Source organism: Frankia casuarinae, from assembly GCF_000013345.1.
Lineage (GTDB): Bacteria > Actinomycetota > Actinomycetes > Frankiales > Frankiaceae > Frankia > Frankia casuarinae.
On record NC_007777.1, the window covers coordinates 1,879,841 to 1,902,064 of the forward strand.

General features: G+C 68.5%; 18 protein-coding genes. 15 read left to right on the forward strand and 3 right to left on the reverse strand.

The window, feature by feature from the left end; all coding sequences use genetic code 11:
* Positions 1-34: 34 nt before the first annotated feature.
* The 6 genes from FRANCCI3_RS07875 to FRANCCI3_RS07900 all read left to right on the forward strand — a co-directional run bounded on the left by FRANCCI3_RS07875 (position 35) and on the right by FRANCCI3_RS07900 (position 7,524).
* The gene (locus FRANCCI3_RS07875; protein ID WP_011436006.1) at positions 35-1,126 is read left to right on the forward strand and encodes a glycosyltransferase family 2 protein; all 1,092 of its coding nucleotides are present in this window, start codon (positions 35-37) and stop codon (positions 1,124-1,126) included.
* A 186-nt stretch (positions 1,127-1,312) separates the two neighbouring features.
* Positions 1,313-2,080, forward strand: coding sequence for a Wzz/FepE/Etk N-terminal domain-containing protein (locus tag FRANCCI3_RS07880; protein WP_011436007.1), 768 nt, complete (start codon positions 1,313-1,315; stop codon positions 2,078-2,080).
* A 34-nt stretch (positions 2,081-2,114) separates the two neighbouring features.
* Entirely contained in the window at positions 2,115-3,584 is a 1,470-nt protein-coding gene (locus FRANCCI3_RS07885) for an O-antigen ligase family protein (protein WP_011436008.1), read from the forward strand.
* Positions 3,581-5,245, forward strand: coding sequence for an oligosaccharide flippase family protein (locus tag FRANCCI3_RS07890; protein ID WP_236701460.1), 1,665 nt, complete (start codon positions 3,581-3,583; stop codon positions 5,243-5,245). Before FRANCCI3_RS07885 ends, FRANCCI3_RS07890 begins: the two co-directional genes overlap by 4 nt.
* 34 nt (positions 5,246-5,279) lie before the next feature.
* On the forward strand, positions 5,280-6,470 hold the full coding sequence (locus tag FRANCCI3_RS07895) for a glycosyltransferase (RefSeq protein WP_011436010.1): 1,191 nt from the start codon (positions 5,280-5,282) through the stop codon (positions 6,468-6,470).
* A 94-nt stretch (positions 6,471-6,564) separates the two neighbouring features.
* Positions 6,565-7,524, forward strand: a complete 960-nt coding sequence (locus FRANCCI3_RS07900) for a right-handed parallel beta-helix repeat-containing protein (protein ID WP_011436011.1) — start codon at positions 6,565-6,567, stop codon at positions 7,522-7,524.
* A gap of 43 nt (positions 7,525-7,567) precedes the next feature.
* Here the strand turns inward: FRANCCI3_RS07900 and FRANCCI3_RS07905 are convergent, their stop codons facing one another.
* Positions 7,568-8,527, reverse strand: coding sequence for a glycosyltransferase (locus FRANCCI3_RS07905; protein ID WP_023840916.1), 960 nt, complete (start codon positions 8,525-8,527; stop codon positions 7,568-7,570).
* A gap of 171 nt (positions 8,528-8,698) precedes the next feature.
* Here FRANCCI3_RS07905 and FRANCCI3_RS07910 point away from each other — a divergent pair, with 171 nt between their 5' ends.
* The 3 genes from FRANCCI3_RS07910 (at position 8,699) to FRANCCI3_RS07920 (ending at position 11,734) form a co-directional block, all read left to right on the forward strand.
* Positions 8,699-9,802, forward strand: a complete 1,104-nt coding sequence (locus FRANCCI3_RS07910; protein WP_167534310.1) for a glycosyltransferase family 4 protein — start codon at positions 8,699-8,701, stop codon at positions 9,800-9,802.
* 263 nt (positions 9,803-10,065) lie between these two features.
* Positions 10,066-10,548: a YdcF family protein gene (locus FRANCCI3_RS07915; RefSeq protein ID WP_131728911.1), complete on the forward strand. Its 483-nt coding sequence runs from the start codon at positions 10,066-10,068 to the stop codon at positions 10,546-10,548.
* Between the two features lie 244 nt (positions 10,549-10,792).
* Complete coding sequence (locus tag FRANCCI3_RS07920) at positions 10,793-11,734, forward strand: glycosyltransferase family 2 protein (RefSeq protein ID WP_011436015.1); 942 nt, start codon at positions 10,793-10,795, stop codon at positions 11,732-11,734.
* Here the strand turns inward: FRANCCI3_RS07920 and FRANCCI3_RS07925 are convergent.
* Complete coding sequence (locus FRANCCI3_RS07925) at positions 11,731-13,263, reverse strand: sugar transferase (RefSeq protein ID WP_236701459.1); 1,533 nt, start codon at positions 13,261-13,263, stop codon at positions 11,731-11,733. The genes FRANCCI3_RS07920 and FRANCCI3_RS07925 overlap by 4 nt on opposite strands.
* Positions 13,264-13,776: 513 nt before the next feature.
* Here FRANCCI3_RS07925 and FRANCCI3_RS07930 point away from each other — a divergent pair.
* From FRANCCI3_RS07930 to FRANCCI3_RS07955, 6 genes are all read left to right on the forward strand, one after another.
* Positions 13,777-14,640 (forward strand): glycosyltransferase family 2 protein, encoded by an 864-nt coding sequence (locus FRANCCI3_RS07930; protein ID WP_011436018.1) that lies wholly within the window; start codon positions 13,777-13,779, stop codon positions 14,638-14,640.
* Entirely contained in the window at positions 14,640-16,436 is a 1,797-nt protein-coding gene (locus tag FRANCCI3_RS26755) for a glycosyltransferase (RefSeq protein ID WP_011436019.1), read from the forward strand. The genes FRANCCI3_RS07930 and FRANCCI3_RS26755 overlap by 1 nt, the downstream gene beginning before the upstream one ends.
* Positions 16,433-17,833, forward strand: a complete 1,401-nt coding sequence (locus tag FRANCCI3_RS07940) for a glycosyltransferase family 2 protein (RefSeq protein ID WP_011436020.1) — start codon at positions 16,433-16,435, stop codon at positions 17,831-17,833. Before FRANCCI3_RS26755 ends, FRANCCI3_RS07940 begins: the two co-directional genes overlap by 4 nt.
* Complete coding sequence (locus FRANCCI3_RS07945; RefSeq protein WP_011436021.1) at positions 17,830-18,219, forward strand: hypothetical protein; 390 nt, start codon at positions 17,830-17,832, stop codon at positions 18,217-18,219. The genes FRANCCI3_RS07940 and FRANCCI3_RS07945 overlap by 4 nt, the downstream gene beginning before the upstream one ends.
* A complete protein-coding gene (locus FRANCCI3_RS07950) occupies positions 18,216-20,114 on the forward strand; it encodes a hypothetical protein (RefSeq protein WP_011436022.1) in 1,899 nt (632 codons plus the stop codon). The genes FRANCCI3_RS07945 and FRANCCI3_RS07950 overlap by 4 nt, the downstream gene beginning before the upstream one ends.
* A 118-nt stretch (positions 20,115-20,232) precedes the next feature.
* Positions 20,233-21,483 (forward strand): lipopolysaccharide biosynthesis protein, encoded by a 1,251-nt coding sequence (locus tag FRANCCI3_RS07955; RefSeq protein WP_041257837.1) that lies wholly within the window; start codon positions 20,233-20,235, stop codon positions 21,481-21,483.
* Here FRANCCI3_RS07955 and FRANCCI3_RS07960 read toward each other — a convergent pair.
* Positions 21,429-22,199: a class I SAM-dependent methyltransferase gene (locus tag FRANCCI3_RS07960; RefSeq protein WP_011436024.1), complete on the reverse strand. Its 771-nt coding sequence runs from the start codon at positions 22,197-22,199 to the stop codon at positions 21,429-21,431. The genes FRANCCI3_RS07955 and FRANCCI3_RS07960 overlap by 55 nt on opposite strands.
* Between the last annotated feature and the right edge of the window lie 25 nt (positions 22,200-22,224).

Sequence of the window (22,224 nt, forward strand, 5' to 3'; positions counted from 1 at the left end):
GTTCGGCTCCGGTCGGACGGAGGGACGATGGAGAATGGCCATACCTGTCGACAGCGGCACCCAGGACGAGGCCCGACCCAAGGGACCTGATCGCCAGGCGGGGCGTGGTGTCGTGGGGCGTGATGTTGTGGGGTGTGATGTTGTGGACCGTGGTGTTGTGGGGCCCGGTGTCCCGTCACCCCACCCGGACGCCCGGCCGCTCGTGACGGTGGGACTACCCGTCTTCAACGGGGAGAACTTCCTGGCTCGGGCGCTGGAGTCGATCGTCGTGCAGGACTACCCGAATCTTCAGATCGTCGTCGCCGACAACGGCAGCACCGACCGAACCGAGCAGATCTGCCGGGAATTCGTCCGCCGGGATCCGCGGATCGAGTACCACCGGAGTCCGGTGAACCGCGGCGCGGCCTGGAACTACAACCGGATCGTCCACCTCGCCGCGGGAACCTACTTCAAGTGGGCCGCCCATGACGACCTCTGCGCCCCCGCGTTCGTCAGCCGGTGCGTCGAGGCCCTGACTGCCGCGTCGTCCGCCGCCGTCCTGGCCTACCCCAAAACGGCGCTCATCGACCTGAACGATACGGTGACCGGTGGCTTCGAGGATGGGATGAACCTGTGTGAGCCGACGCCGCACGAGCGTCTGCGACACTTCCTGTCGACCCGTACGGAATACCATCCGGTATTCGGCGTCATACGGGCAGAAGCGCTCCTGAAGACGGATCTCATCGGAAAGTACGTCGGTTCAGACGTGGTTCTCCTGGCGCAGCTCGCCCTGGGCGGCCAGTTTGTCGAGGTGCCCGAACGCCTGTTTCTCAGGCGTTTCCACGAGAATACTTCTATGAATGCCAACCCAGATGCCGCGGAACGCGCTCTGTGGTTTGACCCGCACCGGCGGGCGCCGTCGCTGCCGATGGTGGAGAAGACCATCAGGATGGTTCACGTGATCCTGTCCCACGACCGGCTCGACCGGGCCGAGCGGGCTCGCTGCCTGGCGGTTCTGGGGCGGCAGTGGGCATTGCCCCATGCTCGGCACATGGGTGGCGAGGTACGCGCGGCATTCGGGACCCGAATCGGGACCCGAATCGGGACACGAATCGCCGCGAAGTTCCCCTCCCAGCGGTCCAGGTAGCGCGGCGACACGCGGGTCGGCCTGCATATCGGCGCGGCGCAGGGCGACTACATTGAATCGGTCCAGGCTGATGATGGGATCGGTTCAGGTGCATGAATCCTTGGAGCCCCGAATGACAGAACCTTCCGGTCATGGTGCGGACCAGGCCTCGCCGTCGGCGTCGTCGGCTTACCGGGGGAGTCCGACATGGACATCGTGACGGTCTCCAGAACGGCGTTCCGCCGATGGTATGTCATGCTTCCGATCCTGCTCGCCACGGCGGCCGCAATCGGGATCACGATGTCTGTCGCCAAGCCCGTCTACCAGACGAAGGCCATGGTCCTCGTGGTCGGCCCGTCGGTGGAGCAGAAGCTCGCCGCATCCTCCTCCGGTTCCGGGTTTATCCTGCAGCCCGTCAACCCGCTTTCCTACTTCGGCGATTCGCTCAAGTCGCTGGCTCTCACGGAGTCGAAGATCATGGACTCTCGCCAGGTACGGGAGGAGATCCGTTCGGCTGGATTCCATGGTGACTACGAGATCTCGGTGCAACCGGAGACGGTATTCCTCGACATAACGGCCACGGCCGCCGATCCCACCGAGGCCACTCGCACCCTGGATCAGGTGGTACGTGTGATCACCGCGAAGTCGAACGGCCTGCAGTCTGCTGTGCCGCCGGACCAGCGTTACCGGATAGCGCCGCTGTCCGAGCCGCCGCTGATGAGCGTGCGACCCGCCCGCAGCCTCAAGCTGCTTGGCACCGTCGCGTTCCTCGGCGTAGCGGCGGCGCTGGGGCTGGCGCTTGCCGTCGACGCCGAGGTCGGGCGCCGGGCCCGGTCACGGTCACGGGCGGAGCATTACGGTGCCGCCCGGGCAGGCGCCAGCCGCGGCCGGGGTCGGCGCGGACGGCACGCACTGCCCGAAGATTCCATGGCGGGCACTCGACGGGTCGCCTGGCGGTTCGAGGCGAATCGGTGAGAGGCGAACCGGTGATCAGCGGGCTGGTGGCCGGATGACCGCCGGCTCTCTCGTCGGCCGGGCGGCGCCGGGGGTCGGGCCGTTCGGTACCGGCCAGGCACCCGGCGTCGCCGGGCCGGTGCTCGCCGCGGTCGCGTTCGGATCCGCCACCGTAGCGGCGGCGATGGTGCTCGGGCCGGTCGGGCCGGCCGTGGTGCTGGCCGTCCCGGCCGTGGCGGTACCCCTGCTGGCGAGTCGGCGGGACGCGGTGACGCTGCTGACATCGATGGTCTTCGTTCTCTTTGCCGTGCCGGCGACCTACCGGCTCCCCCCGCTGGGGAAGTTGACCGTGCCCGTCGGCCTCTGCTGTCTTGCCGGCTGGCTGGTTCACCAGGCCGCACGACGTGCCCGCTTCGACCCGGTGTTCCAGCCGGTGCGGGCCGCGACGCTGGTACTCGTATGGGTTCTCACGCTCAGTTTCGCGATGATGTTCACCCGCGTGGTGGAGGCGACAGAGGTCAGCTCCGCTCATCGCAGTCTCGTGACGGTGGTGGCACAGGCCGGGGTGACGCTGTTGGCCGCCGATGCGATCCGGTGCCGGACCCGGCTGGACAGCCTGCTGCGCCGGGTGGTGCTGGGCGCCACCTTCATGGCCGCCATCGGCGGGATCGAGTTTCTGACCGGTCGTAACTACAGCGCCGTCCTGGTCCCCCCGGGACTGTCGCTCAGTCCGGACGTCGATCGCATTGACGTCCGGTCCGGCTTCGAGCGGGTCGCCGCGACGGCCGTGCATCCGATCGAGTTCGGGGTTGTCCTGGCCGTGGTGTTGCCGTTGGCCCTGCACTACGCCATTGCCGCCCGCGGGTGGGCGCGGGTCGGTGCCTGGGCCCAGGTCGCCGTCATCGGGGCCGTCCTGCCGATGAGCGTCTCGCGAAGCACCGCCGTGAGCCTCGCCGTGGCGATCCTGACCCTGACGGCGATCTGGCCGGTTCGCCGCCGCCTCAACGGCCTGCTGGCGCTGGCCGGGTCCGTCCTCGTCCTGCACACGGTGTTTCCCGGTCTGATCGAGGCGACCGTCTCGCTGTTCCTGCGGGCCGACGCGGACCCCAGCGTGACCGGCCGCACCGAGGACTATGCCCCGGTCTGGAAGTTGTTCACGCAAAGGCCGCTCCTCGGCCGTGGGCTGGGCACGTTCACCCCCCACCAGTACTTCTACCTTGACAATCAGCTACTCGGCTCGGTGCTGGAGACCGGAGTCGTCGGGACAACCGTGCTGCTGGTCTGGGTCGCCGTCGGTCTCTCGGTGGCCCGTGGGGCGCGGCGGTGGGCCCGGGAACAGCGTGACCGGGAGCTCGGCCAGGCGTTGACGGCCTCGATCCTCGCCGGGGTCGCCAGTTTCCTCACCTTCGACGCCCTGAGCTTCGCGTTGCTCGCCGGCCTGCTGTTCCTGCTCATCGGCTGCGCCGGAGCACTCTGGCGGATGACCGCCGCACCGGCGGTCCTGGCCCCCGGGGGGCAGCGGTGACCCAGCCGGCCGTGACCCAGCCGGCCGTGACCCAGCCGGCCGTGACCCAGCCGGCCGTGACCCAGCCGGCCGTGACCCAGCCGGCCGTGACCCGGTCGGCCGCCCCGTCGGGGGCGAGGGAGACCGTGGCGGAACCGTCGCCGCCCCGTCGGGCGCCGCGCGGTTCGATGGCCAGCGGCGCCCGGTGGATGTCGGTGAACCAGGTTGTCGTGCAGGTCACCCGCCTGCTGGTCCAGGTCGTCCTGGCGCACCTGCTCGAACCGCGGGCGTTCGGTCTCATGACGATGGCGCTGGTCATCGTGATGTTCCTCGAAATTCTGCGGGGTTTCGGGACCGGCATGGCGGTCGTCCAACGAGACAAGATCAGCGAGCGGCTGCTCAGCAGCGTCTTTTTCCTCAATATCGGGCTTGGTCTGGTCATCTCGGGCCTGCTGGCGTTGCTGGCGCCCGGCCTGGCCAGCCTGTACGGCGACTCGGCGCTGACGCCCGTGCTCCAGGTCCTGGGCCTCGGCCTGCTGCTCGCCAGCCTCGGTGACCTGCAACAGTGGCTGCTCCGCCGGGAGATGAAGTTCGGTGCCGTCGCCGCGGCGAACATCATCGGGACGGCGGCCAACGCGGCCTGCTCGATCGTGCTCGCTCTGCTGGGCTACCAGGTGTGGTCACTGGTCATCGGCTATCTGGTCGGATTCGGGGTCACCACCCTCGTCGCGTGGCTGCAGTCGCCGTGGCGTCCCAGGGCCTCGTTCAGCCCCGCCGAGGTCAGGTCCGTGCTGCGTTTCAGCGCCAACCTGAGCGGGTTCAGCGTCTTCAACTTCTTTCTGCTGCACGGCGACAAGGTGATTGTCGGGCATTTCCTCGGAGCCCAGCAGTTGGGCTACTATGGCCTGGCGCAGCGGGTGCTCATGTATCCGGTGAGCACTGTTTCCACGGCGTTTCAGGAAGTCATGTTCGCCGGTCTTTCCCGGCTCCAGAACGATCACTCCGCGATCCGCCGGGTCTATTTCCGGTCATGCGCGGTCGCCGCTCTGGTCTGTTTTCCGGTCATGGCTGGACTCACTGTCGTCGCGCGCGACGTCGTCCTGGTCGTGCTCGGCGCGCGCTGGGAACGGCTGGTGCCGCTCATCTGGCTGCTCGCCCCGATCGGCGGCATCCAGTCGGTGAGTTTCAGCGTCGGAGTCCTCTACAACGTGAAGGGAAGAACCGACCTGCTGCTGCGCTGGGGAATCTTCTCCGGCCTGCTGATGCTCGGCAGCTACTTCGCCGGCCTGCCGTGGGGAATCAACGGGGTCGCGGCGGCGTACGCCATCGTGATCGTCCTCCTGCTGCCGCCCGGCTTCGCGATTCCCTTCAGCCTGGTGGACGCGAAGCCGCGCGAGCTGGTCACCGCGGTCTGGCCGCACGTCGTGGCGACCGCGGGGACCGTCGCCGTGATGGCCGCCGTCCAGTGGCTCACCCACGGGTTCCGGCTCGCCCGCCCGGTGTGCCTGTTGGCGAGCGTGCTGGCTGGTGCCGCGACCTACGTCGTGATCACGTGGAGGCAACGTCCACCCGCGTTGGCGGACCTACTGCAGTGCGTCCGGCGCGCGAGCGCCGGCTCGGGGCAGCCTGCTTCGGCGTCGTCGCGCAGAGACGGCGCGCTGGGCCCGACGGCTCACGGGTGAACCCGATGGCTCAACGGTGAAGGAGTTCACTCTTATGAAAGACGCCCCCACGGCGGATCAGCGGGACGTGGTGCTGGCCCTGCCGATCGAGACGCTCCAGGACATGGCGATCAGGGCGTACATGCGTCCTCCCGATCGTCTCCTGCTAACCCTGCTGCGATCGCCCCGGGTCCGGCGCGTGGTGGTGGCCGAGCCGTTCCGGAGCCATCTCGGTACGGTGCTGCGGGGCGGCCGGAGCACCGTCCTGCCACCGTCCGGTGGCGTTGAGGGGCATCTGGTGTCGCCGCAGCGGTGGCGCCGCAAGGACCCGGTGACGCTGCCGTCGCTGCGGGCGGCCTATCGGCGGTATGACAGGAGGCTCGGCCGGGCCGCGGCCCGAGCCGGCTGTAAACGACCCGTCGTGATCACCATGTATCCGCCGCTGGCGGGCTTTGCCGACATGTCCTGGGCCGGCTCGGTCATGTACTACGCCCGGGACGACTGGGCGACCTACCCACCGCTACGGCGGTGGCATCCGGCCTTCCGGCATGCCTACGAGGAGATCCGGCGCCGGCGGCTGCCGGTCATCGCGGTGTCCAGGCCGCTGCTGGAACGCCTCCATCCCACCGGTGCCGGGCTGGTCGTGCACAACGGTGTCGATCCGGCCGAGTGGCTGCGCCCGCCGTCCCCGCCGGACTGGCTCCGGCGCCTCCCGCGGCCGTGGTGCGTGTATGCGGGCACCGTCGACACTCGCCTCGATCTGGACATGATTCGCCGCCTGGCGTCGGCCGGCACCGTGATTCTGGCCGGCCCCATCCCGGACGAGGCCTCCGTCCGGTCGCTGCGGTTGCTGCGGTCGGTGCGGTTGCCTGGGCATCTGCCCCGGCCGGCCGTGACCGGTCTGATCGCCGCGGCCGACGTGTGCCTGCTCACCCACCGGAGCACTCCGTTGACCGAGGCCATGGACCCCATCAAGATCTACGAATATCTGGCGGCCGGGCGTCCCGTCCTCGCCACGGACCTCGCCCCGGTTCGGGGCATCGGGCGGCGGGTCCGGCTGCTGCGCCCGGGGGACGATCCGGTGGCGGCGATGAACGAGGTCCTGATCTGGCCGGCCGTCACGGAGGCTGACCGGCTGGATTTCGTCGCGGACAACAGCTGGTCCGCTCGGCACGTCGCCTTCCTGGACTTCGTCCTTGGCCCGGCCGCGCCGGCCGAATCCCGTCTTCTGGCGGTGCAGGCGTAGACCGGCTGGCGGTCCTCGCTCGGGTCTGCGGACCCGCGAAAAGAGCCGGTATGGCGCGGCCTCCGGCTCAGTGGGATATCCCTGGAAGGATTCGATGGCTCGCGCTGAGTTGACCAATCGACGCCGGTATGTCCTGATTGGATCCGTGGCGATGCTTGCGGTGCTGGTGGCGGGCGGTGGGCTGCTGGTCGCCCTTCGCTCGAGAGGCGGGCCCGCGCGGACGGCGGGCGCACCGGCCCCCGCCACTGTCCCGGCCGGGGTTTCACCGGATGGCGCTGCCGCGACCCGCGGCCTACCAGGGGACGACCAGGCCGCGGCCCGAGGATGCGACCGCAAGCCGGACGCCTCGAACACCGGCCCCGCGCCCGGATCCCGGTTCCAGCCGATGCCCGCCGGGAAACTGGCCACTCCCGGACAGGTACTGGAGAACAAGGAGTTCTCCGGACTCATCGACATCTACGCCGACAACGTGACGATAAGAAACTCGATCGTCCACGATGGCATCCGCGTGCGCGGAAGCCACGTGCTGATCGATCACGTGGCGACAAGTGGGATTGCGATCAGCGGTGGCACCGGTCACGTCATCCAGTACAGCAATCTTTCCGGTGGCGACGACGGCTTCCACATCTCGTCCACGCTCGAACCGGTTTCCGGCGTCATCATCCGCCATAACTACGTCCACGACCGAAGGCCGCCGAAAGGGGCCCACACCGACGGCATCCAGGTCCGCGGCGTCCGGAAACTGAGTGTGGTGTGCAACAACATCGACCTCTCCCCGTACGACAAGACCCAGACAGCCGTCGTCTTTCTGGAGTGGGCGAACGGAGGCAACCGTGACGTGGTCGTCGACCACAATTGGTTGAACGCCGGCGGAACGACGCTCGTGGTCGCCGCCAAGAATCTCCGCGTGACGGACAACCGTTTCGGCCGCGGCTTCCGCTGGAATGTCTGCCGGCTGGGCAACGACGATGCCGGTAGGAGCACTTTCTTCAGTGCCGGGAATGTCTGGGCGGACAACGGCCGGCCGGTGGTCCTGTGTGGCCAGACCCGATGACCTGTGTGGCCGGACCCGATGTGTGGCCGGACCCGAAGTAAGGTCAGGGACACGACGTCGACGTTGACGGTGCCGGGCTGCCTCCGCGGCTGCTGCCGTCACGCTCCCACGTGCCGAGGTCCCCGCGACGCACCTTCCGGCGGGCGAGCACCTTCGCCACGGTGGAGACCGCGAGGTACGCCGGCGCCGCGCCGAGCAGGCGGGGCTCGGCGCGGACCACCCTGAGCCAGTCCACGGACCCGCCGACGATGCCACGACCATCCTTCGTGGAACCGCCCGCGGGCGCCAGCCCGAGGGCGCGCAGTTGGGCGTTGCCGGCGAAAACCCGGCTCTTTTGTCGAACGAGGTCGCGTGCGGTCCGGGCCGGATGTACGACGAAACAGGTGCCGTCGACCGTGGATCGCTCATCCGGTGCGAACCGGTGATAGAGGAAGAAGTCATCCGCGATTGCGTCCGGGAAACGATCGAAACAGGCCCGGCCCTGCTCGCTCACTCCGATGACCCCACCGATTCGGCCGTTGCGCACATAGGGCAGCCGCAGCCAGATGCGGTAGTAGTCGCGTACTACACGGCTCGTGCCGGCAAGACGGATTGTCAGGTGCGGTGATGCGGCCAGTGCCGGGCCGGTCCGCAGCACGTCGGCCACCTGTAGCAGGTCGGCGCCGGACACCTCCAGGTCGGCGTCCACATAGAATCGCGGGAAGGTGGTGACCTCGGCGTCGCCAAGGTTCAGCGCGGCCGCCTTGCCGGCCTTCGCGGTCTCCACGCAGCGGACACCTCGGTCGCGGACCCGACGGGCGGTCTCGTCGGAGCAGCCGTTGGCGACCACGACGATCTCCAGGTCCTCGGGGGCGGCGCCGTCGGCGAGCCGGTCAAGGCAGCGGCCGATCACGGCCGCCTCGTTATAGGCCGGAATGACGACGCTTGCGCGCGCATGCTTATAGTGCGCCGGGGTGGCGGGGGTTTTTCCGCTCACCCGGTCGGCGCGATCTGACTGTTGCATGACAAAATCCACGGTCTGATCACCCCAGGCCGGCGCCGGCCCGCGCGACGCAGTCGTATTCAGGTAGGCGGGCGGCACACACGGTAGACCATCGTGACCGGACCGGGCGCGTGCGTGGGGACCCGACGACACTTCCCGTGGTGACGCCCGGCGCTGGCGATGAGAACTCTCGTGAACTACCAGAACTTAGGTGGACTAATGGTCGAATGTAATCTTGCGCTTCACTACAGCGGCGGCCTTGACGCGAACAAGTGGCGCGAGCGTCACGGTCGCGGCGAGGTTCCGGACGCTCTTCCGTATGGGTTCGATCGGTTGGCGCGCTATTCAGTGAAAGTCTCTCCGGTTAGCTTGCGGGTATCCCGGGACGCGTTCTTCGTTCGTGGTCCGCGTATTTTCGGCGGCTATGAGTGGGTGGAGACCGCGGCCTCCCGCCGAACGGTCGGTGGCTCGGACGTCGTCTTGTGCTGGGACGAGCGGGTCGGGGTCCCGGCGGCGCTGATGGCGGGAACGCGAAACCATCCCCCCGTCGTGACCGGCGTGATCTGGCTGGCCGATGTCGCCGGTCGACGGCCCGGCTCGCTGAAGATCGCCCGTTGTGCCCTGCGAAGGTCCAGCCGGATATTTACGCTTTCCACCGCCCAGATTCCGCCGCTCCGAACGCAGCTGGGCATTCCTGAAGGACGTTTCTCGCACGTCCTGTTCGGGGTCGACTCCACATTTTTCCGGACCTCTGTCAACCCTCCGAAGAAAGGGCTCGTGGTGAGTGTCGGAAATGATCGGCACCGCGACTTCGAAACGTTGATCCGCGGCCTGTCCCAGGGGTGGAGCAGGCTGGCGGAGCTGAGGCTGGCGGAGCTGAGACTCGAGCTGGTGACAGCCCGAAACGTGGCCGTGCCACCGTGGCTCGGCCGGCGTCGGAACCGTCTTACTCTTCCCGAGGTGAGCGATCTGTACAGGGCCGCGTCGATGGTGGTCGTCTGCCTCCGGCCCAATCTTCACGTGAGCGGCGTAACCGTCGTGCTGGAGGCGATGGCCAGTGGTCGTCCCGTCGTGGTGACCGATACCCCCGGCATCCGGGACTACGTCGATCACGGCCGTACCGGGATTCTCGTTCCGCCCTACGACACCGATGCGCTCGCTGAAGCGGTCGTGCATCTGGTGCTCGACCCGGACCGGGCGGCCGCGCTCGGTGCGGCCGCCCGCCTGGACGTCGAGCATCGCCTGAACACGGAAGCTCAGGCCCGCCGGTTCGCGACTTTGTTGAGAGAGCTCTAGCCCAGCCCGGAAAACGGAGAATCCGTGGTCAGGAGAAATACCGACAGATGGGCGTTCGGGACCGGCCGGGGTCCTCGGGCACCGACGGTTTCCTCGGTCGTGGTCGGACACAGGCATGTTTGAATGACGGTGTGGTTTCCGCTGCGTCGTCACCGCCGGCCGGTGAGCGGGGGTCATCCGGTCCCCCGCCGGGGGCGGGCCGGGCTGCGCGCCACCGGCGGGGACGAGCGGGGCGACGCCGGCTCATCGTGATGCTGTTCGCGGTGTTCCTGGCAGGTTTCACCGCGCTTACCCTTCGGCTGTTCGTATTCCCCGCCGCCGACGTGCCCGTCCAGGCGGACGCCATCGTCATGTTGGCGGGTCCGGGGGACAGAACCGGCAAGGCGATCGAGTTGGCCCGTACCGGTTACGCTCCCGTCCTCGTGATGTCCACCCCAGGGACGCGGGGGTGCTCGGCCCACGAGGCACCGAAGGCGGAGGTGATCTGCTTTTCTCCGCACCCGGTGACTACGCGGGGCGAGGCGCGGGCAGCCGCTGAGCTCGCCGCCCGACATGGCTGGACCAGGATCCTCTTCGTCACCGGCCGCGCGCAGGACACCCGCGCCCGCATCCGCATCAGCCGCTGCTTCCACGGTGATCTGCGGGTCACTGTGGTCGGTCCGCGTCGCCTCCGGGAATGGCCTTATGCGATCGCCTACGAGTGGGGCGCCCTCGCCAAGGCGCTGATCTGGCAGCGAAGCTGCTGACCCCGAGGAGCAGACCAGGAGACCGGGTGGGAATACTGGCCCACGTTGCGAGGATCCGGAATACGCCAGAAACGCCCGCCGGCCTGCGGTCGGATAACCAACCGAACGACAACCCGTCGTCTAGGGTGAGGCAGGAACTGGCGGCCGGGGCCAGCCGGCACGATTCGCGTTACGGCCGATGGCCGGACCACCACTGCCGACACAGATTACCTGGGTCACAGATTACCTGGGTCTGGAGAGGGAAATGGGCGTCGACGTCTCGATCCTGATCGTCTCGTACAACACCGGCGCGATGACGGCGGCATGCCTGGAGTCCTGTGCGGCCACGTCCGACGGCCTCGCGACCGAGATGATCGTCCTGGATAACGCCTCCACGGACGACTCCGTCTCGATCATCCGTGATCGGTTTCCCAGCGTGAACCTGATCGAGCAGAGGACGAACCTCGGCTTCGGTCGGGCGGTCAACCTCGCGGCTTCCCAGGCGAAGGGGGAGTACCTGCTCCTCCTCAACCCCGACACGGTGGTGCTCCCCGGCGCGGTCGCGAACCTGCTGGACTTTGCGCGGGCCAACCCTAGGCACGGCATCTACGGCGGTCGCACCCTCGGTCCAGACCACACCGTCGACCCCAGGTCGTGCTGGGCTGTTCCGACCGTCTGGAGCCATGTGTGCTTCGGCCTCGGACTGTCCACCGCCTTCCGGCGTTCGGCCCTGTTCGATCCCGAATCGATGGGACCGTGGCCTCGCGACACGGTTCGGACCGTGGGGGTGGTGACGGGCTGCCTGCTGCTCATCCCACGCGCGCTGTTCGAGCAGCTCGGTGGCTTCGACTCCCGTTTCTTCATGTACGGCGAGGACGTCGACCTGTCGATCCGGGCCCGCCGGGCCGGCCTGGATCCCGTGATCACACCCGCCGCGGTCGTGGTTCACCATGGCGGTGCGTCCTCCGCCGGATGGGCGGACAAGCACGTGCTGGTGATGACGGGCAAGGTGACATTGGCGCGGACCCATTGGACCGGGTGGCGCCGGACGGTGTGTCTGGCGATGCTGGTCCTCGGGGTGGCGCTGCGGGCGGCCCTCGCCACGGTAATCGGCCGGCCGGCCGGCACCGGGAGCGGCGGCTGGCGCGTCGTATGGACCCGGCGGGCCGACTGGCGGGCCGGCTATCCGCCCCTTCCGCCAGCCTAGAATGCGCCGGACCGCCGCAGCACGGCGCTAACAGTCCGGGCGATGATGGCGAGGTCGAGCATGATCGACCAATTCTCTACGTAGTAGAGGTCGAGTCGCACCCCGTCCCGCCAGGGCAGTTCTGAACGCCCATTCACCTGCCACAGTCCGGTCAGGCCGGGCTTGACCTTGAATCGACGGTGGACGGAGTCGTGATATTGAGCGACCTCTGCCGGCAGCGGCGGCCGCGGCCCCACCAGCGACATCTCGCCGCGGAGGACGTTGACGAGTTGCGGCAGCTCGTCGATCGACAGGTGCCGTAGCGTTCGTCCGACCCGAGTGACGCGGGGGTCGTCGCGAATTTTGAAAAGTGGTCCGTCGGCCTCGTTGCGCTCCTCCAGCGCTGCCCGGCGCCGTTCGGCATCCACGTACATCGTCCGGAACTTGAGGATCTGGAACTCGCGGCCGTCCTTACCCACCCGGGTCTGGCGAAACCATGCCGGTCCGGTGCTGTCAACCTGGATGGTCAACGCGACGAGAAGCAGCAGCGGGGACAGGGTAACGAGGGCCACGGCGGCAAGGACCCGGTCGAAGATGTCTTTGGCCACCTTTCGCCAACCGGTATAGACCGGGCTCTCCACGTGTAGCAGGGGGAGACCGGCGATCGGCCGCAGGGATACCCGCGGCCCGGCGATTCCGGCCATGCTCGACGCGATGACAAGATCGACACCGGTCCCCTCGAGGTCCCAGGCGATCCGCTTGGCGGCTTCGATGTTGACCGCCACGGACGAGGCGACCACCACCGTGTCGGCCATGGCGCGGGCGACGGTGGACCGCAGCGCCGGCAGGGCGCCGAGGACGGGAAAGGGAGAATAATCGGCCGAGTAGTCGTCCTGCCGGGGTAGACATGCGCCGACGATCTCGAATCCGGCTGCGGGTTCATATCGGAGCTCGCTGACGAGTTCGGCCACCGTGCTACGGTCGCCGACGACGACGACCCGGTGGCGGGCACGGCCGGCCTGCCGAGCCGCCACCAGCCGTCGGCGGGCGAGCATCCGACCGGTAATCAGCAGCAGTAGCCCCAGCGGCAGGACCACCAGACAGAACCCGCGAGCGACTTCTGCGCGCAGGACGTAGGAGAGGATCGCCGTCGTGCCCCACAGTCGGAATGTCGCGACGCTGATCCGCCGGTATTCCTCGGTTCCGATGCCCAGATATTTCGTCTGATAGGTGTCGGCGGCGCCGAGCATGGCGATCCAGCCCAGTCCGATACCTATCGCGACGGAAAGATATGACGCCCCGTGGACGGTTGGGTTCGCATTCATGCCGAACCGGAGGAGATAGGAACAGGTAAGCGCGACCGTGATTGCCGTGGCATCGATGATGAAGATTCTGGCGGTCAGCCTGACCTTCCACTCCGGCGGCCCGGCTGCCGGCGGCTCTGGTTGCCGTTGTCGCGGAATAGCCGGGACGGTCGTGTCCCGGGGCGTGGCCGCCACCGACGAGAGCACCGCGGGGTCCTCGTCCCGCCCCCCGGTCGAGTCAGACACCTCGGGCCTTCGTCGTGCGGTGTCCCCGGCCTTGGCCATATTGGTTGTTCTCCGCTCCATCGGATGGCAGTGGGTGTTCATAGTTGCTGCTGGATTGGACCTGGAACGATCCTTCTTCCGTAGCCAGCGAAGGTGAGCCAGTCGGTGAGCAGCCCCAGCGACCCGCCGGTCGTGGCGAACGTACGCACCTCAGTGGTCGCGCGTCCAGAACCCCGTCTGGACACCTCGTCTGAACGTGTATCGCTGCCGCGACCGTGTCCCGGTGAACGCATCCGCTGGCCATGCCCCGACCGGCCGGGGAAACGGTTGAGCCGCCGGTTGCGTGCCATCCGCCGCCGGCGATGAGGAAATATCCCGACCCCCGTCGGCGACACGCCAGCATCCCGGGTTTCCAGAGCTATCAACATCCATTATCTAGAGTCACGGCGCGTGACGAGCGCGTGGTCGGAAGCTCGGCAGGACGAAATTCCACCGTGGTCCACCGACTATCCAGGTCTGTCCAGGGGGGCGTCCTTGTCTGGTTCGGGTGATTCGCCATCGGTAAGTGTGGTGATTCCGGCGCTCAACGAGGCGCGGAATCTGCGGGAAGTATTCGGCCGACTTCCGGTGGACGCCGAAATAATCCTGGTGGACGGGAACTCCACCGATGACACCGTCCGACTGGCCCGCGAGCTACGCCCCGACGTGGTCGTCGTCCGCCAGACCCGATACGGCAAGGGCAACGCCATGGCCTGCGGCTTTGCCGTGGCATCGGGGGACATCGTGGTCACGCTCGACGCCGACGGCTCGGCCGACCCGGCCGAGATACCCTCCTTCGTCGCGGCCCTCGTCCAGGGCGCCGACTTCGTCAAGGGAACCCGATTCGCCCACCGTGGCGGCAGCAACGACATTACCCTGCTGCGTACTCTTGGAAATCTCTTCTTCTGTCATCTGGTCAACCTGCTCTTCCACCGCCGGTTCACCGACCTGTGCTACGGCTACAACGCATTCCGGCGAGATTGTCTGCCGATGCTCGGGCTGATGCCGGGAGAAACCGACGGCATTCGGCGGCATGGCGACGGCTTCGAGATCGAAACCTTGATCACCCTCCGTGCGACCAAGGCCTGCCTGCGGGTCACCGAGGTCGGCAGCTTTGAGCACAAGCGCCTTCACGGCGCGAGCAACCTGAATGCGGGCCGGGATGGTATGCGCGTCCTGCGGACCATCCTCGTCGAATGGTCGGAAAACCTTACCGCCCGGTCACGAAACCGCGCCAGGTGGGACGGCATGCTGCTCAGCAGTCCCGGTCAACCGGTATCGACCATCGTCAGCCAGCGACGTCCGGGCGACCTTCCCCATGGCCGGCGCAGGACAACCGGCGCGACGGAATACGCGTGATGACCCCCCCGGCCGGCCCGCGGCTCTCGGTGGTCATCTGTGCCTATACCGAACGGCGCCGGCACGATCTGCAGCGCGCGGTGACCAGCATCGCCGAACAGACCAGGAAGGCCGACCAGCTGATCCTCGTCATCGACCACAATGACCGGTTGCGCCGGTGGGCCGAGGCTGCGTACCCCGGTGCCACCGTGATCCCCAACACCGGCCGCCGTGGCCTGTCCGGTGCCCGCAACTGCGGCGTCGGGGCCGCCACCGGCGACGTGGTCGCCTTCCTGGACGACGACGCCCACGCCGAGCCGGACTGGCTGGCCCAGTTGGCCGCCCACTACACCGACCCCCGGGTCGCCGGGGTCGGCGGTGCCGCCATGCCGGTGTGGCCGCACCGCCGACCCCGCTGGTTCCCCCCCGAGTTCGACTGGGTGGTCGGATGCAGCTACGTCGGGCTGCCGACCGACACGGCTGCGGTCCGTAACCCGATCGGAGCGGGGATGTCGTTCCGGCGGGCCGTGTTCGATCGCGTCGGCGGGTTCACCGAGGGGCTTGGGCGGGTCGGCACCACACCGCTGGGCTGCGAGGAAACCGAGTTCGGTATCCGCCTTCAGGCGATCCTCCCGGACGCTGTCGTCCGCTACGAGCCACGGGCACGGGTCTGGCACCAGGTAACCGGCGACCGGGCCTCCCTGCGGTACTTCCTGGCACGCTGCCATGCCGAAGGCCTGTCCAAGGCCGCGGTAGCCGACCGGGCCGGGGCGGACGCGGCGCTCGCCACCGAACGGCAGTACCTGAGGCGGACGCTGCCCCGAGCACTGGCTCGTGACCGCCACAGCCTGGGCACCTGGCCGCGAGCCGGGGCCGTGCTGGTCGGCACCGGGTCCACGGCCATCGGCTACGCACGCGGCCGGCTACGCCTCGCCGCCGGCCGGCGTGACACGCCACGTCAGCCGATCCCGTCGGAGGTAGCTGTGATCCCGATTCTGCTGTACCACTCGGTGACCGATTATCCGGTGGCGAGCTATCGACGTTGGACGGTCGATACCGCAACCTTTGTCCGCCATCTCACCCTCATTGCCGGTTCCGGCCGGGTACCGCTGACGGTGTCCGAGTATGTCGAACGGAGGCGGCACCAGACCCTGCCTCCGCGACCGGTCCTCATCACCTTCGACGACGGATTCGCCGACAACCTGGCCGCCGCTCGTGAGGTCGTCGCGCACGGGCTCACCGCGACCTGCTACGTCGTCACCGACTGGATCGGCCAGGTCGGCATGCTGCGCGGCGCCGACCTGCGGACCCTGGCCGGCCTCGGGGTCGAGATCGGTGGTCACAGCCACACCCATCCCCGGCTCGACGAGCTTCGCCCCGACGAGGCGCGCCGGGAGATCAGCGACTGCAACGCCCGGTTGACCGCTGCGATCGGCGCACCGGTGGGCTCCTTCGCCTACCCCCACGGCAATTACGACCATGCCGTTCGGCGGCTCGTCGGGCAGGCCGGCTTCACGTCCGCCTGCGGGGTGCGCAACATGATGTCGCACGGCGCCGACGACCCGTTCGCCCTTGCCCGACTGACCGTGACGGTCGACACCCCGGACCGGCAGATCAGGGCGTGGCTGGACGGGGCCGGCCGCGCGGCCCCCGCTCGGGAGTTGCTGCGTACGCGGGGCAGCCGGCTCTCCCGTCGAACGAGGGCTCGGCTCCTCGGCCCGCGTCTACCCTACCGACCAATCGTCACCGATCTGCCCGTACCAGCCGATCTGCCCGTACCAGCCGTCCCGGCGGCGTTCGGGGAGGTGCGGCCGTGACCACCACGCCGCCGGCCATGATGCTGCCGGGCGACGGTCCGATCGCGCTGCACGAGGTAGAACTGTCCGCGCCGCTTCCGGTGCTCACCGGTGACGGGCCGGCACAGGTGCTGGTCCGGCTGCACGGCCGTCCCCTGGGGGTGGTCGCTGCGACGCTGTCCCCGGCCGGCCTGCGCCCGGACCAGCTCGCCGGCCGGGTCATGGACAGACTCGGGCCGGACGTGGCCGCCCACCTGACCGCGGACGGGCTCGCGGTTCCCGAAACGGTCCCGATCGACGGAGTTGTGACGTCAGACGTCTGCCGGCCGGTGCTCCCCGCCGAGCTCGCCGGGACCGTCGTCGTGACAAGCTGCGTCGCCTCCCCCTCGCTGGCGGCCACGCTCGCGGGAATCCTGGCGCAGTCCGTGCCAGCGCAGGAAATCATCGTGGTCGACAACCGGCCGCGCACGAGCGGCATCCGCGAACAGCTCAGTCGGATGGCCGGCGAGGTGCGCTACGTCGCCGAGCCAGAGAGGGGGCTTTCCCGGGCCCGCAACGCCGGACTGGCCGCCGCGACCACACCGGTGGTCGTCTTCACCGACGACGACGTCGAGGTCGACCCGCGCTGGTTGGAGTTCCTCCTGTCCGGGTTCGCCGCCGGCTCGGGTGTCGTCGACGAGACGGTGGGGTGCGTCACCGGGCTGATCCGGCCACTGGAGCTCTCAACCCCGGCGCAGGTGTGGTTCGAGCAGTTCGGCGGCTTCGGCAAGGGCTTCGTCGGACGCCGGTTCGACCGCACCGAAAATCGATCAGGCGACCTGCTCTATCCCTATACCGCGGGCGTGTTCGGCAGCGGCGCGAACAGCGCTTTCCGGACTGATACGCTGCGTCAGCTTGGTGGTTTCGACGAATTTCTCGGCACGGGCACCGCGGCCCGCGGTGGCGAGGATCTCGACATCTTCCTGTCCGTGGTGCGCAGTGGCCACGTCCTGGTCTACGAGCCGGCCGCGCTGATCCGCCACCTGCACAAGCGGACCACTGTCGAACTGCGGCGCCAGATGTACGACTACGGGGCCGGCCTCGGGGCGATGGTCACCAAACGCATCGCGACTCAACCCGCCGAACGCCTCCAGATCGCCCGTCTCGTCCCCGGCGGCCTGCATCATCTTCTCCACCCACGCAGCAGCAAGAACGCCGGCAAATCCCGTGACTATCCCCGGTCCCTGACCTTGATCGAGTTGGTCGGTGTGGCCCGAGGGCCGGTCGGCTATGCCGCCAGCCGGGCCCTCGCCCGGCGCCGGCAGCGCGATCTTCCTCATGACCACGCACCGACTCCCGGTGCTCCCCCCGCCCCCTTTCCCAGGGCGCCCATCCCCGAACCGCGGATCTCCACCGTGACCACTGGAGCGCAACCATGAGCAGCGTGTACGCCCGCCGAACAACGCAGGCGGCGCTCGTGGCGGTAACCGTGATGCTCGCCTTTCTTGTGGTCTGCCGAACAGATTCTCCGGTACGGGTCCTGCTCGCCGTCCCCGCCGCCTTCCTCCTTCCCGGGGCCGCCGTGCTGGCCAGGCTCCCGGTCGACGGGACGGCGGCATGGATCGGGCTTGCCGTCGCCATCAGCCTTGCCGTCGACGTCCTGACCAGCATGCTCATGGTCTGGTCGGGATGGTGGCACCCAGCCGTGATGCAGTCCGTCGTGGGACTTGCCTGCTGCGCGGTCCTCATCCACAGCCTGCGCGCGGAGCTGCGCGCCCAGCCGCGCGCCCGGCCGCGCGCTGACGGGAAGGTGCGAGGGCGTTGACCGGCAGACCGCTGCTTCCGCCGGAGATACCGGATCCCCGGCTCGGCCAGAACGCGGCTTCCCAGCCCCACGCCGCGGCTGCCCGGGCCCGCCTGCGCTCGGTCCGTCAAAGACGGCCCGAGGACCCCGGAATCCGGCGGCCGGCGCGGTTGTCAGGCCCCTTCGCGACGGGCCTTCGCTGGCTGTTTCCGCTGGCGGTCGGCATCACCCTCTGGGGGCTGTCACTGCGGTGGATCCACGTCGAGAACCTCACCGACTACGGTCTCCCGCCGGCACTGCCCATCGCCTGGTACGTCGGCCTGGGCGTGCTCCTGCTCGGCGCTGTCGGCGCCGTCGGGCGGGCCCGCTTCCAGCCGTTCATCGCGGCGGCCTACCTGCTTGCCTGCATTCTCGTGCTCTACGGCACCCTTCCGCTCATCCTGGACGTTCCGCACTACCCCTGGGTGTACAAGCACATCGGCGTGGTCCGCTATATCGAGCAGCATGGCGGCGTCGACATCGACATCGATATCTACCACCGATGGCCCGGCTTCTTCGCCGGTACCGCGGTCTTCGGCTCGCTTGCCGGCCGACCCAACCCGATCGCCTTCGCCGCCTGGACCGAGGTCTTCTTCACCGGCATCGACGCCCTTCTCGTCTGGGCGGCCACCAGGACGCTGCTTCGCGAGCCACGGATCGCTGCGGGCGCGGCACTGGTCTTCGTCGTGACGAACTGGGTCGGGCAGGACTATTTCGCCCCCCAGGCCCTCAGCCGGACGCTGGCCCTCGCCCTGTACCTGGTGCTCCTGCGGCAACTCCGCACCGGCGCGCCGAGGGCCATCCTGCGGCGGACCGTGCGGTCCGCCGGAGTCCACAGCAGAAGGCCGCCGCTGCGCTTCGCCGCCCCGCCAGGCCCAACCTGGCCGCTGCCGGTGGCGGTCGGCGTCGTGCTGCTCCTGGACGGGGCGGTGGTGGTCAGCCACCAGTTGACCCCGTACCTGCTCCTCCTCGGAGTCGGTGCGCTGACCGCGGCCGGGCTTGTGCGGCCGCGGTGGGTGGTGGTCGCCATGGCCGGTCTGACGATCGCCTATCTGATCCCGCACTTCGCCTATGTTCAGGATCATTTCGGGGTCTTCAGCAGTCCCGACCCGTTCGCGAACGCCCGGTCAGAGGAGCCGCCGCTTCCTTCGTCGGGGAAGCTGGCCAAAACCACCGGACTGATCCTGACCGGCACGGTCTGGGCCCTGGCCGGAGTCGGCGGGCTGCGCCGGCTGCACCGCGGTGACGGCCGGGTGCTCCCGCTCATCCTGCTGAGCATCGCACCGGGCGTCATCCTGTTCGGGCAGAGCTACGGCGGTGAAAGCATCCTGCGGGCGATTCTGTTCTCCCTGCCCTGGTGCGCGCCGTTGGTGTGCTGCGCCGTCGCGCCGATGACCGGGCGGTGGCGACGGCGGCACGTCCTGGCGGGCTGCGGCGGGATTCTCCTCCTCGCCACGCTCTTCATGCCCGCCTTCTTCGGGAAGACGGAACTGAATCTCATGAACGCCGACGAGGTCCAGGCCGGTGATTATCTGTACGCGCACGCCCGGCCCGGGTCGGTGGCCGTGCTGACCGGGGCCACCTTCCCGAGCCGCTACGGGGCTCGATATCCCGAGGTGGACGATGTCCTGATCACCGACACCTTCGGCGAGCGCGCAATCAGGCCATCGACGGTGAATGCCGTGGCCGACTTCATCGGAACGTACCCGGGACGGGGTTACCTCGTTTTCTCGACGGCACAGGAGGTGTATGACCGTGTATACCGGACGGCGACCGCCGGTGCGCTGCGGGCGGTGGAGACGGCCGTCCGCTCCTCGCCGCGGTTCCGCCTCTGGTACGCGACCCGGAACACCCGTATCTACGAACTCGCCGGATAGCACCTGGACCCTGCCGCGGCCCCGTTCGCCGCGGACTCTGCCGCTATCGGCGAACGGGGCCGCCGGCCAGAGCGGTGCCCAGAGCGGTGCGCTGTACCGCAACGGCATGGCGTTGGCGATGAGCGGCGGCCTCTCGTCGTTGGTGGGCAGCCTCTACTGGGTGCTGGCCGCCCGGCAGGCCGACCGGCCGTCGGTCGGCGAGGCCACCGCCCTCATTTCGGCCCTCACCGGTCTGTCCTACCTGTGCCAGCTGGGCCTGGGGGGCGCATTGACCGCCTTCCTGCCGCAGGCGGGGGGCCAGGCGCGCCGCCTGGTCGTCGGCGCCTACGCCGGCGCGGCCGGCCTCAGCCTGCTGGTCGGTTTGAGTTTTGCCTTGCTGGCCGCCCGGATGAGCCCGGCTCTCGCAGTTCTCCAGTCACCCCGGATCGCCCTCTTCTTCGCCATCTCGGTGGCGATCTGGTCGCTGTTCGCACTGCAGGACAACGTCTTCACTGGCCTGCGGAAGGCGGTCGTCGTACCGATCGAGAACACCGCTTACAGCGTCGTCAAGCTCATTCTGCTCGTCACCTTCGGTGGCGGGGTGAGCGGACTGGCATTGTTCACCTCCTGGGTGATGCCCGCGGCGGTAGCCGTCATACCGGCGTCGGTCATGCTGCTGGTGTGGCTGCGACCCGCCGGACGTGCGCCAAGCCCACCCGGGCTGGCCGCGGACTTCCGAAAATACCTGGCCGGCGACTCGCTGGCGGAGCTGGTGTCCCAGCTCAGCACGACGCTCCTGCCGATGATTGTCATCGCCCGGATCGGGGCGACGGAAGGGGCCGCGTTCGGAATCAGTTGGTTGATCATATGCACGGTCGACGAAATCCCCTGGAGCCTCGGGACCTCGCTCACGGTCGAAGGCGCGCAGCCCGGCGCCGACTCTCGCCGCCTCCAACGGGCGATGCTGCGCCGCATTCTCCCGATTGTTATCGGAATCGTCCTCGCCCTCATCGTCGCCGCGCCGCTTGTACTGGCTCTCTTCGGCCCCTCCTACCGGGCCGACGCGACCACTGTGCTTCGACTGCTGCTGTTGGGCTCGGTCGCCCGCACAGTCGTCATCCTGGAGCTGTGCACGGCCCGCGCGCAGCGGAGGGCCGGGTGGCTCGTGTGTATCGAGGCGCTGCTGGCGGTGCTGGTGCTGCCCAGTCTCTGGCTGCTGGGTGGGAGCCTGGGACTGGCGGGGGTCGGCCTGGCCTGGTTCGGATCACAGACCGCGACCGCGTGTGTGGTGCTCGCCGCGGGTCGAACCGGCGATGACCAGGTCGACTCGCCACCCTACCGCGGCTTCTCCGCCCGCCCACAGGTCAGCACCGGAAAGCGCGCGTCCTGAACATCGAGATCCTTGCGACTGACGTCGCCGACTGCCAGACCCAACAACGCCGAGACACCGGCCAGGACGTTTCCGAAACCCTCCACCGTGGCCTCGATCCCGACTCGGGCGAGTTCGGCGCGAAGACCCGGCGGCGTCCAGCGCCACTTGTCGTCGGCCCCGTCGTCCACGTCAATACGTCCCAGTGCCGGAACCGAGATCAACAGGACGCCGTTCGGTCGAAGCGACCGCCACAGATTCTCCAGACAGCAGCCCGGAGAGGTGTACTGAAGGACCTGAGTGAGAATCACACAGTCGAACTCGGCGGCGGGCAGACTGTCCGCGACATCGAGGTCGACATGAAGATCGGCATGATGGTTCGTCTTATCCCGGTCGATGATCGTAATCCGACCCGGAGTTCCGAACCGCGAGCTGTATTCCGCGTTTTTGACCTCCAGTACATGCCCCCGGATATCGTTGGCATGCCGACTGATCCACTGTTCGATATAGTGCCGGTCGACCGGCAGCCCGCGGTCCCATCCGTAACGGTCGCTGAACGGCCTGACCCGTTTCATGTTCCCCCACGACACCCGGCGCCCAGGCGCGTTCCGCAGCGTCCAGTACGCCATCTGCCGCACCACTTGCGGCGATCGCCGGTAGTAGCCGAGAGCCCACTCCGGCGGGAATCTCTCCCGCTCGACCGCCGGGTTCCCCGCCCTGGGCCTGTCACGTTGCATCACGTCACGCGTCACAGCCTTTCCG